Raw genomic sequence first — 13,605 nt, forward strand, 5'->3', positions numbered from 1 at the left:
TCCTCCGATTCACGGCCGATACTCAAATATTCCAGGCCTTGGGAATATAAATCTCTCTGAACAGCTGAATCGCGAAATGGTCTGTCATCCCCGCGATATAGTCGCAGGCGGCCCGCTCCCGGCCCTCTTGCTCCGCAATCCAGCGCATATCGGGCGGCAGATGGTCCGGGTTCTTGAGATAGGTAAACAAAATCTCGATCAAACCGGGGACCTTCTTTTCCTCCCCTTTGGCATACGGGTTAAAATATACCCGCTCATACATAAAATCATTCAGCCGGTCGAACGCCTGTTTACGCTCCGGATCCATTTGAATGACGCCGTTTTGGCTGTTCTCTACAATAGCGCGTACCAGGCTGTTGATCCGCACGGATTTCCGGTTCCCCAGCAAATCCGTAATCTCTTTGGGAAGGTCGCTTTCTTTCAGCACCCCTGCCCGTTCCGCGTCGTCGATGTCGTGGTTAATGTAGGCAATGCGGTCCGCGTAACGGACAATGCGGCCCTCCAGTGTCTGCGCCTCCCGGCCCCTGGTGTGACAGAGGATGCCGTCGCGCACTTCCTTTGTCAGGTTCAAACCCTGCCCGCCTTTTTCCAGCTTCTCCACAATGCGTACGCTTTGCTCATAGTGCCGGAATCCCTCCGGCATAATCTCGTTGAGCGCCCGTTCCCCCGCATGGCCAAAGGGCGTGTGTCCCAGGTCATGTCCCAGAGAGATAGCCTCCGTTAAATCCTCGTTCAGGAGCAGCGCCCGCGCAATGGTGCGCGCAATTTGCGCTACTTCCAGCGTATGTGTCAGACGCGTACGGTAGTGATCCCCCTCTGGAGACAGGAACACCTGTGTCTTCCGCTTCAGCCTGCGAAAGGACTTGCAATGGATAATCCGGTCCCGGTCCCTCTGGTAAGGCGTCCGCAGCTCACATTCCTCATCCGGCACATCCCTTCCCTGGGTATTGCGGGACAGTGCCGCATAGGGCGATAAAATCTGCTCTTCAATATTTTGTGTCCGTTCTCTTACGGTCATGGTTACACACCCTCTTCCTATCAACGGTCGGTATAAAAGGCGCTTCCATGTATTATATACGCAACTTAATGCGATTTTCCTGCAAAATTTTTAAAAAACTCTAAAAAAATTTTTGCCAATTTTTGTCACAGTGACAGTCCCGCAGGTCGCATCCGCCAAACGCGGTTGAAGACGTTCCAGTTCCTCCTCTGTAATATGAAAGCAAATCTTCACCTGATCGGTAAACTGCGCGTCGTCCACCACGCCGCCGCATTCCGGTACCAGCGCCTGCAGCCGCCCGTACTGGTTGTAATCGCAGGACAGCTCTGCCAGAAGGCACTCCCGCATGGTGATTATCTCCGCCTGCTCCAGCGCAAGGGACGCACCATGCGAATATGCGCGCACCAAGCCCCCGGCGCCGAGCAGAATCCCGCCAAAATACCGCGTTACCACGACCACGGTATCGGTAACGCCGGATTTCAGCAAAACATCCAAAGTGGGAATCCCCGCGGTCCCCTGCGGTTCCCCGTCGTCGGAATAACGTTTCACCTGCCCGTCCCGCAAAGTATAGGCATAAACGTTGTGTGAGGCGTCCCAATACTTTCCCTTGAGTTCATTGATGAAGGCGATTGCTTCCTCTTCCGTCTTTACGGGCTTGGCATGGCCGATAAAGCGGGACCTGCGCTCCGTAAATTCCCCGCTGGCGCGGTTGAGCACCGTTTTATATTCCGTCATAGCGCCCTCCGGTATCCCGGCGTCCGGCGCGCCGCCAGAACGCCTGTGTTATAAAACAGAAGGCGACGCAACATCCATTGCGCCGCCAAAGTTGTTAAAATAAAGAACCCGATTATTTTTTGTCCTGAAGACCATAACGCTTCTTAAACATATCGACACGGCCGCTCGTATCAACCAGCTTCTGCTTACCGGTAAAGAACGGATGGCATTTGGAGCATATTTCAACGCGGATGTCTTCTCTTGTGGATCTGGTCTCGATCACATTGCCGCAAGCGCATTTAATGGTCGTCTCTTTATACTGGGGATGGATCTTTTCCTTCATCTGTTGTCACCTCTTTCAGCCAAACTGCAACCTAACGTTTGAATTTTAACACAGAACGACTAAAATTGCAAGAGCTATTGTATATTAATTTCCATTTCGCTGAAAAAGGGCCCTATCCGTCTGAAAACCGCCAAACGGCTAGCTGGATTGTTTGCGGATATACTGCGCGTACTCCTCCAGGCACATGGAGTATTCGCGCATTTTCATCGCATTTTCCCGGCCAACATATCGGAAGCAGGAGGGGTCGGATTCCATGCCTGTAACGCTGGTCTTATGATCCGGATACCGCAGGATAAAACCGTATTCCACGCCGTTTTTCACCAGCCAGCGGTATTCTGCGGAAGCAGAAAAGTCCGATTCCCCCTCCGCGGAAAACCGCACCAGCATGCCGGTCTGATATTCATTGTAGCCGCCGCGGCCAATCGTATTCTGCGCCTTGTCTTCCGCACGGACCTTACTGTAGCCCTGGTTTTGCGTCAATTCCTGCACCAGTTGGTCATACAGGGCATTCTGCTCCTCCGCGGAAATGTACCCGCCTGCAATCTGCAACGCGCATCCGTCTGCCTGCGCCGCCTCCATCATGCGTTCCAGCGCGAGCAGGATGCGTTCTTCAAAGGAGAATCCCTCATACTCTTTCAGATTAACAGTAAAATCCGATTTCAGCGGCTGGGTGGGATTGACTACAACCAGGCTGAACGCGTTGTCATAAACCGGTAGTTCCTCCCTTGCGGAAGATATTGGTCTGGAAGAGACAGGCGGGGCGCTGCTCACCGGGTCAAAAGGATGCTTAATTTCTACCCACGCCAGAATAGCGCCCGCCGCAACGGAGATACACAAAGCAACCGCTACAAATGTCATGACGACTTTGATCTTATGTACCTGGTCCGCTTTCTTCCAGCTTGGACGCGTTTTCACAACTTTCTCTGTTTTATCCCTGCGCATTTCTTCAGCCCCTTTTCCTGTTATCCCTTTATATGGATATGCCGCATCAGCGGACATATGTATTTTGATAAAATAAAACTTGTTCCCTATTGTATCGCGAAACACGAAATTTTTCAACAAACAGACCCGTCCTTGTATGCAAAATGGAAAACGCTGGGTACAGGCTTTTTCCCTGATTTTCTTGTTTACTTCTTAACAAAGGATACGGTATACTATATACTGAAGAAATTTTTAATATTATCCAAAGATTCATAAACAATTTTAAGGATGGGGTCTTAATTATGAGAAAAACAAAAATCATCTGTACACTCGGTCCTGCAACAGACGATGAATCCGTCTTAAAAGAGCTGATGCTCGCCGGCATGGACGTTGCCCGCCTGAATTTTTCTCACCAGACCAACGCGGAACAAAAAGTACGCATCGATAAGGTGAAACGGCTGCGCGAAGAGCTGGGCCTTCCGATCGCGCTGCTGCTGGATACAAAGGGCCCGGAAATCCGCACCGGAACCTTCGCAACATCTAAAGTAACTCTGGAGGCCGGAAAATCCTTTACGCTCACCACCAGAGAGGTGGAAGGCGATGAAACCATCACCAGCATCACCTTTCCCCGTCTTCCGCAAGAGGTCTGCATCGGTTCCCGCATCCTCATTGACGACGGCCTGATCGAGCTCCGCGTGGAGTCCTGCACGGAAACCGACATCCTCTGCACCATCGTCAACGGCGGCGTCATTTCGTCCCACAAGGGTATCAACGTACCCGGCGTGCAGCTGACACTCCCGTTCATCAGCGAGAAGGACAAGGAGGATATCGCATTCGGCGTGGAAAACGATTTTGACTTCATCGCCGCGTCGTTTACCCGTACTGCACAGGATATCCTCGACCTCCGCGCGGAACTGGAAAAACATAACTGCCATAAAATCCGCATCATCGCAAAGATTGAAAACTCCGACGGAGTGGAGAACATCGATGAAATCCTGCGCGTCTCCGACGGCATCATGGTCGCCCGCGGCGATCTCGGCGTAGAAATTCCATTGGAGGAAATTCCGGTCCTGCAGAAAAAGCTGATTAAAAAAGGCTACAACGCGGGCCTGCAGGTAATTACCGCCACACAGATGCTGGATTCTATGATGAAAAATCCTCGTCCGACCCGTGCGGAAACCACGGATGTTGCAAACGCCATTTATGACGGCACCAGCGCGATCATGCTTTCCGGCGAAACAGCAGCGGGCAAATATCCCATCCTCGCTTTAAAAACCATGGCAACCATCGCGGAACGCACGGAAAAAGACATCGATTATAAGGGCCGCTTCGCCAAGCGCGATGTCGCGGAGCAGCCCAACGTTACTTCGGCGATCTCTCATGCGACCGTTACAACGGCACACGACCTGGGAGCGGTCGCTATCATGACCGTTTCCAAATCCGGCAAAACCGCGCGTATGATATCCAAATACCGTCCCAACTGCCCGATCATCAGCGGCACCACCGATCCGACTGTCCTGCGTCAGATGAATCTTTCCTGGGGCGTGATTCCGATTATGGTGGATGAAAAAGACAACACGGACGAACTGTTTAACCACGTGGTCGACGTCGCACGCCAGCAGGGCCTGGTCAAAAACGGCGATCTGACTGTTATCACGGCAGGCGTTCCGCTCGGCATCTCCGGCACCACCAATCTGCTAAAGGTACAGCTTGTCGGCGACGTGCTGCTTTCCGGCATGGGCATTACGAAAAACATCGCGTGCGGCAACGTCTGCGTCTGCAAAAGCGAGGAGGAAGCGCTGGCTTCCTACAAAACCGGCGATATTCTGGTCATCCCGCAGACGAGTAATGCTATCCTTTCCCTGATCAAATCCGCGACCGGCATCATTACCGAGCAGGGCGGCTCCAATTCACACGCTGCAATCGTTGGTCTTGCGTTGGATAAGCCGGTGATTACAGGCGCAAGCAACGCGACTGAGATTTTAAAAAGCGGTACTACTATCACTCTGGACGCCTCGCGCGGTATCGTATACAGCGGCATTACACAGAGCATGTAATATTTTATCTACGACAAAAAGGTATCTACTCATAAAACAGTATTAACTAACAAACGGATAGGGTAGCTGCCAAACAGGGTGCAGAAAAAGACGAGTGAGAAGCCAAAACTTCTCGCCCGTCTTTTCTTTTGCCGTTACGCAGTAGACCGCCATTTTTAAGGGGATGTAAAATTATGTTTTTTGACCGTAACGCATTAGATGGATTAGCATAAAAGAACACGGTGATACCTTCTTGATCCTGCCGTATCCTTAAAAAAGGGTAACTTTATCACGTCCTCCGTATTTCTGATTTTCAAAAGGAAAAACGGCAGCTGAAATATGATATTCAGCTGCCGTTTACAAGCGTACTATGACCGAAACGCAAAGGTTCTTTATGAAGTGCAGACCTTATTCGCCAACAAACTCAATGTTGATATCCCCATTGTTATTCGACGCATTCAGCATTTTATCGCCGTCCTCCTTGTCTGCAGGCAAGTTGCTATTCCCCTTTTTGATTGTGGATGTGATAGCGTAATCCTCATATGTCCCCACGAGGGAGCCGGAAATATCTGCGTTCTTGGTGGCAAGTACGATTGAATTGCCGACATTCAGTGTTTCAAAGCTGATATTCCCGCCATTATTGGAAAGGCTTACTTCCCTGCCGATAGACAGGGCGGCAAGCGTAATGTCCTCATTCGTGGTAGATAACTGTAATGCGGAAAGTGTTTTGTCGGGCAAATGTAAAGTTATCTTTCGGGAGCCTGCGGCGGATTTGCCGCCGATGTAGTCCGTCCATTCCTTGTTCGTTTCAGCGATCATAGTCAGCTTATTGTCCTCGGAAACAGAAATAGTATTGTACTCTTCTTCATTTTCGTAGTAATCAATGTGGATATAGCTGTCAGTCGACAGAACTACTTCAATTTGTCGATCACGAACATCAACACAGACCCCGGTAATTTGGTCGCTGTCTGGTGTATAACTTTTAGGTACAAAAGCAGTTTCGTCGTTGGAGCAGCCTGTCAATGCCAACAGAACGAATAACAGACAGAGTAAAAGTGAAGCAATCTTTTTCATCAATAAACCTCCTAAAACTTTAAAGTGTTTTTCGTTTCAAAATCATAAGACCAACCGCAGATAATGCGGCACTCAACAAAAGGCAGACGCCAATGTGAAGCAGGGCGTTGCTGTTGAACATAATAAGCCCGAAAAATCCTGCCAACAGTCGGCGCAAAGGCGCAATCGGCGTAAATATGCAAATAATGGCGATCAAGACGCAATCCGTAATCCAGCCATACCAATGCTCCTGCATCGATAAAAGCACATGAAGAAACAGCATTGCGAGGAATAAAAAGACGAATTGCTGCACGAACGCAATGAAAACGCCGTTTTCCGTCCAGCCACACAAATCCATTAAATTGATTACTGTCTGTGAACGATTAAGAGGATCGATTAAAAGATGTATGCCAGTGTTAATTACGGAAATGGCAAATGCCAAAAGACTGTAACCGGCTATACTGCCAAGAAAGAAATCCCGTTTGTTCATTCCGAGGTGCATCAGCTTTTTGTAGTCATAGAACACAAAGAAGAACGGTGTCATTGCGGCAAGCAGCCAGGTATAGTTGCCGTTGCTCAAAACAATTGCAGAGTCCCCCGAAGTAGTCGCACATAGTACTACAAACACCGTTATGATAAAACTTATTTTGTTGCTGGCAAACAGGCGTTTTACAATCGCAAAAACTGCAGTCATTGTTTATTTCCTCCTTTATGTCCTACCATCTGAATAAAAAAGTCCTGCAAGGATAGCGGCGCAATTTCCAGCCTGTCTGTCTGCTCCGGGGGCCTGTCAAAAATATAACTTGTGACAAGCCCGCCGACAATATCTTGTCCGATCACATGCAAACCGCTTGCCGCGCTGTCTACATCTCTCTTTAATCCACTGATACTGTATGCCCTTTCCTCTACCGCTTGCAACGTGTCAAAAAAACGAATACTGCCCCTGTCAATGATAATCAACTTTTGAATGGTCTTTGCAATTTCCTCAATGATGTGGGTGGACACAATAATGATACGAGGATGTTTGTGGAAACTCTCGCTCAACATATCGTAAAACTCTACACGCATAATTGCATCAAATCCCAAAACAGGCTCGTCCAAAAGTACGACCTTTTTATTACTGGCAAGGCAGATGATGGTGGATACCATTGTTTTCATTCCGAGCGAGAGATGGTTAAATTTTTTCTTCCTCTCCAGTTCAAAGCGATCCATCATTTCATAGGCAAACTCCAAATCATATTCCGGATTTACTTCCGAAGCGATTCGAAGCAGCTTACCAACAGGCAGATTAAAGTGCCTGGCAAAGTTTTCAATGTAGCTTACGCCCGTGTCCAATGTCGCGGTGGAAATTGTCTGCCCATCTACTTTTATACTCCCCTCAGAAATATTCTGATACCCTGCCATGGCTTTCAGCAGCGTTGTTTTCCCTGCCCCATTTCTGCCCAACAGACAGTATATCCCCGGCTCGTCAATCGTTAGATTTATCTTTTTCAGTACAGTTGTTTGGTTATACTGCTTTCCAACATTTTTTAGTTCGATCACGTTGTCATTCCTCCTAATGAGTGGCTACTCGCCCATTGTTTTTCGTAACTTCCCGTGTTATAATAAATTATAAACTTTTGTGTTACACAAAGGTCAAGGAGCAAAAATAGAAAATGCAAGAATATTTTTCGGTAAGTGAAGCGGCAAAAGCTGCCGGTATGACCAGTGAAACACTGCGGCATTATGACCGTATCGGGTTAGTAAAGCCGAGTAAAAAAGATGAGTGGACGAAGTACCGTTACTATACCAAACAAGATATCGTTCTTTTGGACACTGTACACGCCTTACAGCAAATGGATTTGCCGCTGCAAAAAATTAAAGAAGTTTTGGAGTACGATAATCTTGAGCAAATTATCAATTTTTTGCAGGAAGCGGAACAGAAAGCAGATGAAAAGATCGTCCAATTACAGTACAGCAAGGCAAAGATACAATTAGCGAAAAGGGACTATGAAAACAAACTGCGCATGCGTCAGCATATAGGGAACGGCGAGGTAAAGCGTTTTCCAAAGCGCGTAATTTTGCTGTCCGATACTTTGGAAGCACCTACATTGGATAATCTTTGGGGGTATTTAACTCACTTCTACGATCAGATCGCCCCATCGCAGCGGGAACAATTTGCTTTTGAAGACGCAGCAGGAATATATACTGAAAACGGAGTATCCCGACTATTCGCGATATGCGCTCGATATACGGATATAGACGGGCTGAAAATATTGCCAGCGGGTGATTATCTGTGCGCGAATTGCAGCGAGGAAAATCGAGAGGAAAAAACTGCGGAACTGATACAAACCGCAATAAAGGAATATCACTCCAAGCCGCAATTTACGATACAGCAGGTCATTGTATCGGGCATATTACAATGGAATTACCAAGTGCAAGTTTATATAGGAACCTGAACTAAGAAAAACCGTTGTGGGCATACAAGTCCGCAACGGTTTTCTTTTCAGCATTTTTCAAGAAGCTTGTCTTTATGTTTGGCAAAATCACTCTAAAAAGCAAATTAGGTAATGAACAGCAAAGCCATCGCAGTCGTAATGCGACACTTATCCTCAATTTGGATGAGTACGGACCATCACAAATCACCCGTATTCCCAAAGGGCAACGAGACACATACTCTACCGCATTGCTAAACGACCTGTGAAACAAAGAAACGACATAGCCGAAGCTACGCCGTTCCCGAACACAATTCTACGCTTGTTTCATTAAACCGCCTACAGTGGGTTTTCCCTTTTTATGATACTCGAACCCACGACTATGACGGAGACAAGTACAATCATACTATCCGTCGGTGAATGGTCTTTTAATCCTGGTACAGTTTAATAGTGGATAGTTTTTCTATAAAAGCAAAACCCGGAGCACAGGAAAATCCCCTGTTGCTCCGGATTTCTAATTTACTCAATATTACACAGGATGAACCTGCTTCTCCACGCTGGAATGCTGGCTGTCAATGCCATACTGCGCATCTCTGCGTTTTTTGAAGAAGTCGAGCGCCACCTTCGGGAACTGTGCATAGGAGAGCACGTCCTCTTCCTGCTCAGACCATTCCGCAACCTCGCTGCGAAGCTTCTCCAGCTCCGGCTCCAGCAGGTCTGCCGGACGGCAGGTGATCGGCTTTTCGTCGCCAATGATCTTTTTAACAAACGCCGGATCAATCGGCATCGGCGTGGTGCCATACTTACCAGCTACCAGGTCTTTAAACTCCTTAGTGCACATCTTATAGCGCTCGCCGGTGATGACGTTGTAAACCGCCTGCGTACCGACAATCTGGGAGGTCGGGGTAACCAGCGGCGGGTAACCGGAATCCTTGCGGACACGCGGCACTTCCTTGAGCACGTCTTCGAGCTTGTCCGCCTTGCCCGCCTGCTTCAACTGGGACAGCAGGTTGGAGAGCATGCCGCCCGGCACCTGATAGACAAGCGCCTTGGTATTGGTGGCCAGCATGGACGGATCGAGCAGGCCGCTCTTGATGTACTTCGCGCGGATCGGCATGAAATACTCACGGATCTCATTGAGCAGGACCAGATCCAGGCCGGTGTCGTACTTGGTGCCCTGCAGCGCTGCAACCATGGACTCTGTCGGCGCATGGGAAGTACCCAGAGCCAGCGGGGACATTGCGGTATCGATCATATCGACACCCGCCTCAATGCCCTTCATCATGCACATGGATGCCAGACCGGAGGTGTAGTGCGTGTGCAGCTGGATCGGAATCTTGACTGCTGCTTTCAGTGCTTTCACCAGGTCGTATGTCTCATACGGGGTGAGCAGCGCAGCCATATCCTTAATGCAGATGGAGTCCGCGCCCGCATTCTCGATGCGCTTTGCGTACTTCACATAATAATCATTGGTGAAGACCGGGCCGGTCGTGTAGGAAATCGCAACCTGCGCGTGACCGCCTTCCTTCTTCGCCGCCTTAATCGCGACGCTCAGGTTTTTAATGTCGTTCAACGCGTCGAAAATACGGATGATATCAATACCGTTCGCGATGGAACGCTGTACCAGATATTCCACAACGTCGTCCGCATAGTGGCGGTAGCCCAGCATATTCTGGCCTCTGAACAGCATCTGCAGCTTGGTGTTCGGGCAGTGCTTGCGAATGGTGCGCAGTCTGTCCCACGGATCCTCGTTCAGGAAACGCAGGCAGGCGTCATATGTTGCGCCGCCCCAGCACTCCAGAGAATGAAAGCCAACTTTGTCCAGTTTTTCCAGAATCGGAAGCATGTCGCCGATCGGCATTCTGGTGGCAATCAGGGACTGGTGCGCGTCACGCAGCACAACTTCGGTAATTCCAATTTTTTTATTAGCCATTGTTGAAAAATCCCTCCTATAAATTTCTTTGTACGTTCAAACCGGTTTTGCTTACTGGAGGGAAACGAGGGCCGAACCGGATTCCACGCTCTCGCCCTTGGAAACATGAACCGCGGCGACTGTCGCGTCATGAGGAGCCATGATCTCATTTTCCATCTTCATTGCTTCCAGCACGATCAGAACGTCGCCCTTTTTGACAGCCTGTCCGGCATTCACAGCGACGGAAACGATGGTACCGGGCATCGGGGAAGAAACGACTTCCGCGCCGGCCTTCGGAGCCGGAGCAGCAGGAGCGGCAGCCTTCGGAGCGGGCGCAGCGGCCGGAGCCGGAGCAGCAGCGGGTGCGGACGCACCGCCGGCAACTTCTTCTACCTGAACATCATAGGGCGTGCCGTTTACAGTAATCTTGAGCGTTTTCATTATGTTATCCTCCTGACAATATTGACAAATTTAAAACAAATGATCCAGGATACCGTCCAGCTTAGATCTGGATGTTGGAGTGCTTCTTGGGCAGGCGGGAAACACGTTTGCCGTCCAGCATCTCCAGGTTGGCGATCAATCTTGCGCGCGTCTCTTCCGGACGGATAATATCTTCAATATAGCCCTCGGCAGCCGCCGCGAACGGGGTCGCCTCTGTGGCTTTGTACTCTTCGATGAGCTTATTGCGGGCGTCCTTGGTGTTTCCGCTCTTCTTCAGGCGGTCGCTCCACAGGAACATGGCGGCTGTCTGGGGCGCCAGCGGGCAAACAACTGCATTGGCCCATGCCATGGTGTAATCCGCATTCGCGCCGCGGCCTGCAACGGCCACATAAACCGGGCCATACGCCTCGCCAGTGATCACGGTGATCTTCGCCGTGGTCGCCTCGGAATAAGAATTGCTCAGCTTTGCAGCCTCGCGTACGGAGGAAAATTCTTTTGCATCCACCAGCGTTACAACCGGAATGGAAAACGCGTCGCAGAAGCGCACAAAGCGGGCCGCTTTGGAGCAGGCGTCCGCATCCAGCACACCGTTGTATGCAACAACGCCGACCGTCGCGCCGCCGATCAGGGAAAGGCCGGCTACCGCGGCGGTTCCGAACTGGCCGTTCAGCTCTACAAAGCTGTCCGTATCGGAAATTGCAGCGATTATCTTCTTTGCGTCCGCGCCGTTCGGAATCGCCGCACTTGCATTGCCCGCGTCCTCAAACACAGGAGCTCCGGAAAGGTTGTTGGAGGGGAGCACCGCAATCAGCTTGCGGACCTGCTCCATGGCCGCTTTGTCGTCCTTCGCAAGGATGGAACAAACGCCCATTTTCGCAGCATTTTCCGCTGCACCATCTTTGCCGCTGGTCTCAATTGTAAGCTCCGCCTTCTCCGCCATGACTACAAAATCCGCGCTTGCGGCGATCATTGCGGAGGTGCCGATGCACGGGCCGAGCACAAGGGAAATCTGCGGTACAACACCGGAAAGATTGTTGTTTCCCAAAAGAATTTCGCCGTATGCGGCAAGCATGTCCGCGCCCTGATTCAAGCGGCCTCCGATGGAATCGTAAATTCCCACCACCGGGGAACCGGTCTTGACTGCCAGGTCATAGATCTTTTTAATCTTTGCGGCCTGCGCTCTGGACATTGCGCCGCCGTCCACATCACTGTTCTGTATAAAGGCGTACACCGGGCTGCCGTTGATCTCGCCGTAGCCCGCTACCACCTCTGCGGAACCGTCGCCGGATTTTGCGAAGCTGTCGACCTCGTTGAAGGTGCCTTCGTCAAACAAAGCGGTGATGCGCTGAAATCCTTTTGTCTTTGCCGCGGCTTCACGGGAAGTCTGCAGCAATTCCGCACTGTTTCCTGTGCTCATGATGATAATTCCTCCATTCTATCGGTTAGGTGCTCCATTCCGCCCAGGGATTCGGCAGGCCGTTTTTCCGGGCGGTGAAAACATATAATGAAACGTTATCGCAATAAATAGATTATCACAATTGTTTTAATTATAATATATTCCAAAAGGCTTGACAAGAGTTAATTAAGCAATTCGATCTCATTCTTTACATATTTTCACAATCTTTGACAATTCGCAGACAAATGAATTTTCTTCTTCTACAAACCCGATGGGAGCGAGCAGCTTCCCCAAGCCTGCGATGTCCGTTGCGATGCGGTAAGCGCCCTTGTTAGCTCCATAAGAAGCCGCCGCGCGCATCAGGCTGTCCGAGCAGATCCGCGCGTTTAAATCCGGCTGCTCCAACCGGGAACCCTTGATTTCCATTTTGCGCATCCGCAGGACGGAATCCTTTATGTCCACCGCTACGTAGCCGAGCTCCTCGCTGGCATCCCCCATCAGCAGCACTGCCGTGTTATCTCCTCTGTCCGAAATGTCCGCCAGGATAGCTTCCTCTCTTTTTTTGTCTTCCATTGGCAGGATGGTGATCATTTTCCTTATCCCCTTTCTGATTTTCACTGGCGCGCTTGTCCGCTTTTGCCGCGGCCTTCAGGCGCTTGATTTCATCCGCCGTCAGCTCGCGCCATTTTCCCTGCTGCAGCATGCCGAGCCGCACCGGCCCGACCGCCGTCCGCTTCAGGCGTGCCACCTCCAGGCCGAGCGACTCGCACATTTTGCGGATCTCCCGGTTGCGGCCCTCATAGAGGACGATCTCCAGTACCACGCGCCCCGGCTCCTGCGAAATGACGCGTACGTCGGCGGGAGCCGTCTTTCTGCCGTCGACCTCTATGCCGACCGCAATCTGTGTCAGCTGGTCCTCCGTAACGGACGGGCGCACCGTAACGCGGTACGTCTTTGGGACGTGCCTGGAAGGATGCGTCATGGCGTTGGCAAACGCGCCGTCGTTCGTCATCAGCAAAAGCCCCTCCGAATCGCGGTCCAACCGTCCCACAGGATAAATGCGCTCCGGGATTTCCTTGACCAGCTCCGCCACGCACCGGCGGTCCATTTCATCGCTCATTGTGGTGATGAAACCGCGCGGCTTATGCAGCATAATATATATGTTATTCTGTGCGTGCGTCTCCACAGGTTTCCCCTTCACAATGATCTTGTCCGTTTTGGGGTCCACCTTATCGCCAATCTTCGCCGTCACGCCGTTTACCTTGACCGCGCCCGCTGCAATCAGCTCCTCCGCCTTACGCCGGGAAGCAATCCCGCTGTCTGCCAATACTTTTTGCAATCTGACATCTTTCGCCATACATTCAACATCCTTTACATT

At 50.6% G+C, this 13,605-nt stretch carries 14 protein-coding genes; 2 read left to right on the forward strand and 12 right to left on the reverse strand.

Annotated elements, in window-relative coordinates; all coding sequences use genetic code 11:
* Positions 1-22: 22 nt before the first annotated feature.
* The 4 genes from I4V53_RS01115 to I4V53_RS01130 all read right to left on the reverse strand — a co-directional run bounded on the left by I4V53_RS01115 (position 23) and on the right by I4V53_RS01130 (position 2,996).
* Entirely contained in the window at positions 23-1,018 is a 996-nt protein-coding gene (locus tag I4V53_RS01115; RefSeq protein WP_195983574.1) for a deoxyguanosinetriphosphate triphosphohydrolase, read from the reverse strand.
* A 90-nt stretch (positions 1,019-1,108) separates the two neighbouring features.
* Positions 1,109-1,732, reverse strand: a complete 624-nt coding sequence (locus tag I4V53_RS01120) for a YigZ family protein (RefSeq protein WP_195983575.1) — start codon at positions 1,730-1,732, stop codon at positions 1,109-1,111.
* 112 nt (positions 1,733-1,844) lie between these two features.
* The gene (rpmE, locus tag I4V53_RS01125) at positions 1,845-2,054 is read right to left on the reverse strand and encodes a 50S ribosomal protein L31 (RefSeq protein ID WP_050697889.1); all 210 of its coding nucleotides are present in this window, start codon (positions 2,052-2,054) and stop codon (positions 1,845-1,847) included.
* A gap of 138 nt (positions 2,055-2,192) precedes the next feature.
* On the reverse strand, positions 2,193-2,996 hold the full coding sequence (locus I4V53_RS01130; RefSeq protein ID WP_195983576.1) for a M15 family metallopeptidase: 804 nt from the start codon (positions 2,994-2,996) through the stop codon (positions 2,193-2,195).
* Between the two features lie 281 nt (positions 2,997-3,277).
* Between I4V53_RS01130 and pyk the strand changes: the two genes are divergently transcribed.
* On the forward strand, positions 3,278-5,032 hold the full coding sequence (gene pyk, locus I4V53_RS01135) for a pyruvate kinase (RefSeq protein WP_195983577.1): 1,755 nt from the start codon (positions 3,278-3,280) through the stop codon (positions 5,030-5,032).
* Positions 5,033-5,419: 387 nt separating this feature from the next.
* Here pyk and I4V53_RS01140 read toward each other — a convergent pair whose 3' ends face one another.
* The 3 genes from I4V53_RS01140 to I4V53_RS01150 are packed head-to-tail and all read right to left on the reverse strand — an operon-like array spanning position 5,420 to position 7,606.
* Positions 5,420-6,085 (reverse strand): DUF4097 family beta strand repeat-containing protein, encoded by a 666-nt coding sequence (locus I4V53_RS01140; protein ID WP_195983578.1) that lies wholly within the window; start codon positions 6,083-6,085, stop codon positions 5,420-5,422.
* A 19-nt stretch (positions 6,086-6,104) separates the two neighbouring features.
* Positions 6,105-6,758: a hypothetical protein gene (locus tag I4V53_RS01145; RefSeq protein ID WP_195983579.1), complete on the reverse strand. Its 654-nt coding sequence runs from the start codon at positions 6,756-6,758 to the stop codon at positions 6,105-6,107.
* On the reverse strand, positions 6,755-7,606 hold the full coding sequence (locus I4V53_RS01150; RefSeq protein ID WP_195983580.1) for an ATP-binding cassette domain-containing protein: 852 nt from the start codon (positions 7,604-7,606) through the stop codon (positions 6,755-6,757). The genes I4V53_RS01145 and I4V53_RS01150 overlap by 4 nt, the downstream gene beginning before the upstream one ends.
* Positions 7,607-7,719: 113 nt before the next feature.
* Here I4V53_RS01150 and I4V53_RS01155 point away from each other — a divergent pair, with 113 nt between their 5' ends.
* Positions 7,720-8,502, forward strand: a complete 783-nt coding sequence (locus tag I4V53_RS01155; RefSeq protein ID WP_195983581.1) for a MerR family transcriptional regulator — start codon at positions 7,720-7,722, stop codon at positions 8,500-8,502.
* A 505-nt stretch (positions 8,503-9,007) separates the two neighbouring features.
* Here I4V53_RS01155 and I4V53_RS01160 read toward each other — a convergent pair.
* From I4V53_RS01160 to I4V53_RS01180, 5 genes are all read right to left on the reverse strand, one after another.
* Complete coding sequence (locus tag I4V53_RS01160; protein WP_195983582.1) at positions 9,008-10,411, reverse strand: oxaloacetate decarboxylase subunit alpha; 1,404 nt, start codon at positions 10,409-10,411, stop codon at positions 9,008-9,010.
* Positions 10,412-10,462: 51 nt separating this feature from the next.
* Positions 10,463-10,831: a biotin/lipoyl-containing protein gene (locus I4V53_RS01165; RefSeq protein ID WP_195983583.1), complete on the reverse strand. Its 369-nt coding sequence runs from the start codon at positions 10,829-10,831 to the stop codon at positions 10,463-10,465.
* Between the two features lie 61 nt (positions 10,832-10,892).
* Entirely contained in the window at positions 10,893-12,248 is a 1,356-nt protein-coding gene (locus I4V53_RS01170) for a carboxyl transferase domain-containing protein (RefSeq protein ID WP_195983584.1), read from the reverse strand.
* A 180-nt stretch (positions 12,249-12,428) separates the two neighbouring features.
* Entirely contained in the window at positions 12,429-12,818 is a 390-nt protein-coding gene (locus I4V53_RS01175) for a hypothetical protein (RefSeq protein ID WP_195983657.1), read from the reverse strand.
* Positions 12,742-13,584 carry a pseudouridine synthase gene (locus I4V53_RS01180; RefSeq protein ID WP_195983585.1) on the reverse strand — a complete coding sequence of 281 codons (843 nt, stop codon included), beginning with the start codon at positions 13,582-13,584 and terminating at the stop codon, positions 12,742-12,744. Before I4V53_RS01180 ends, I4V53_RS01175 begins: the two co-directional genes overlap by 77 nt.
* Between the last annotated feature and the right edge of the window lie 21 nt (positions 13,585-13,605).

Source organism: Clostridium sp. D33t1_170424_F3, from assembly GCF_015667585.1.
Classification (GTDB): Bacteria; Bacillota; Clostridia; order Oscillospirales; family Acutalibacteraceae; genus Anaeromassilibacillus.

Coding starts and splice junctions, on each gene's coding strand:
- rpmE (WP_050697889.1), bottom strand. CDS start 2,054: ATGAAGGAAAAGATCCATCCCCAGTATAAAGAGACGACCATTAAATGC.
- I4V53_RS01175 (WP_195983657.1), bottom strand. CDS start 12,818: ATGATCACCATCCTGCCAATGGAAGACAAAAAAAGAGAGGAAGCTATC.
- I4V53_RS01180 (WP_195983585.1), bottom strand. CDS start 13,584: ATGGCGAAAGATGTCAGATTGCAAAAAGTATTGGCAGACAGCGGGATT.
- I4V53_RS01165 (WP_195983583.1), bottom strand. CDS start 10,831: ATGAAAACGCTCAAGATTACTGTAAACGGCACGCCCTATGATGTTCAG.
- I4V53_RS01115 (WP_195983574.1), bottom strand. CDS start 1,018: ATGACCGTAAGAGAACGGACACAAAATATTGAAGAGCAGATTTTATCG.
- I4V53_RS01140 (WP_195983578.1), bottom strand. CDS start 6,085: ATGAAAAAGATTGCTTCACTTTTACTCTGTCTGTTATTCGTTCTGTTG.
- pyk (WP_195983577.1), top strand. CDS start 3,278: ATGAGAAAAACAAAAATCATCTGTACACTCGGTCCTGCAACAGACGAT.
- I4V53_RS01120 (WP_195983575.1), bottom strand. CDS start 1,732: ATGACGGAATATAAAACGGTGCTCAACCGCGCCAGCGGGGAATTTACG.
- I4V53_RS01155 (WP_195983581.1), top strand. CDS start 7,720: ATGCAAGAATATTTTTCGGTAAGTGAAGCGGCAAAAGCTGCCGGTATG.
- I4V53_RS01170 (WP_195983584.1), bottom strand. CDS start 12,248: ATGAGCACAGGAAACAGTGCGGAATTGCTGCAGACTTCCCGTGAAGCC.
- I4V53_RS01160 (WP_195983582.1), bottom strand. CDS start 10,411: ATGGCTAATAAAAAAATTGGAATTACCGAAGTTGTGCTGCGTGACGCG.
- I4V53_RS01130 (WP_195983576.1), bottom strand. CDS start 2,996: ATGCGCAGGGATAAAACAGAGAAAGTTGTGAAAACGCGTCCAAGCTGG.
- I4V53_RS01145 (WP_195983579.1), bottom strand. CDS start 6,758: ATGACTGCAGTTTTTGCGATTGTAAAACGCCTGTTTGCCAGCAACAAA.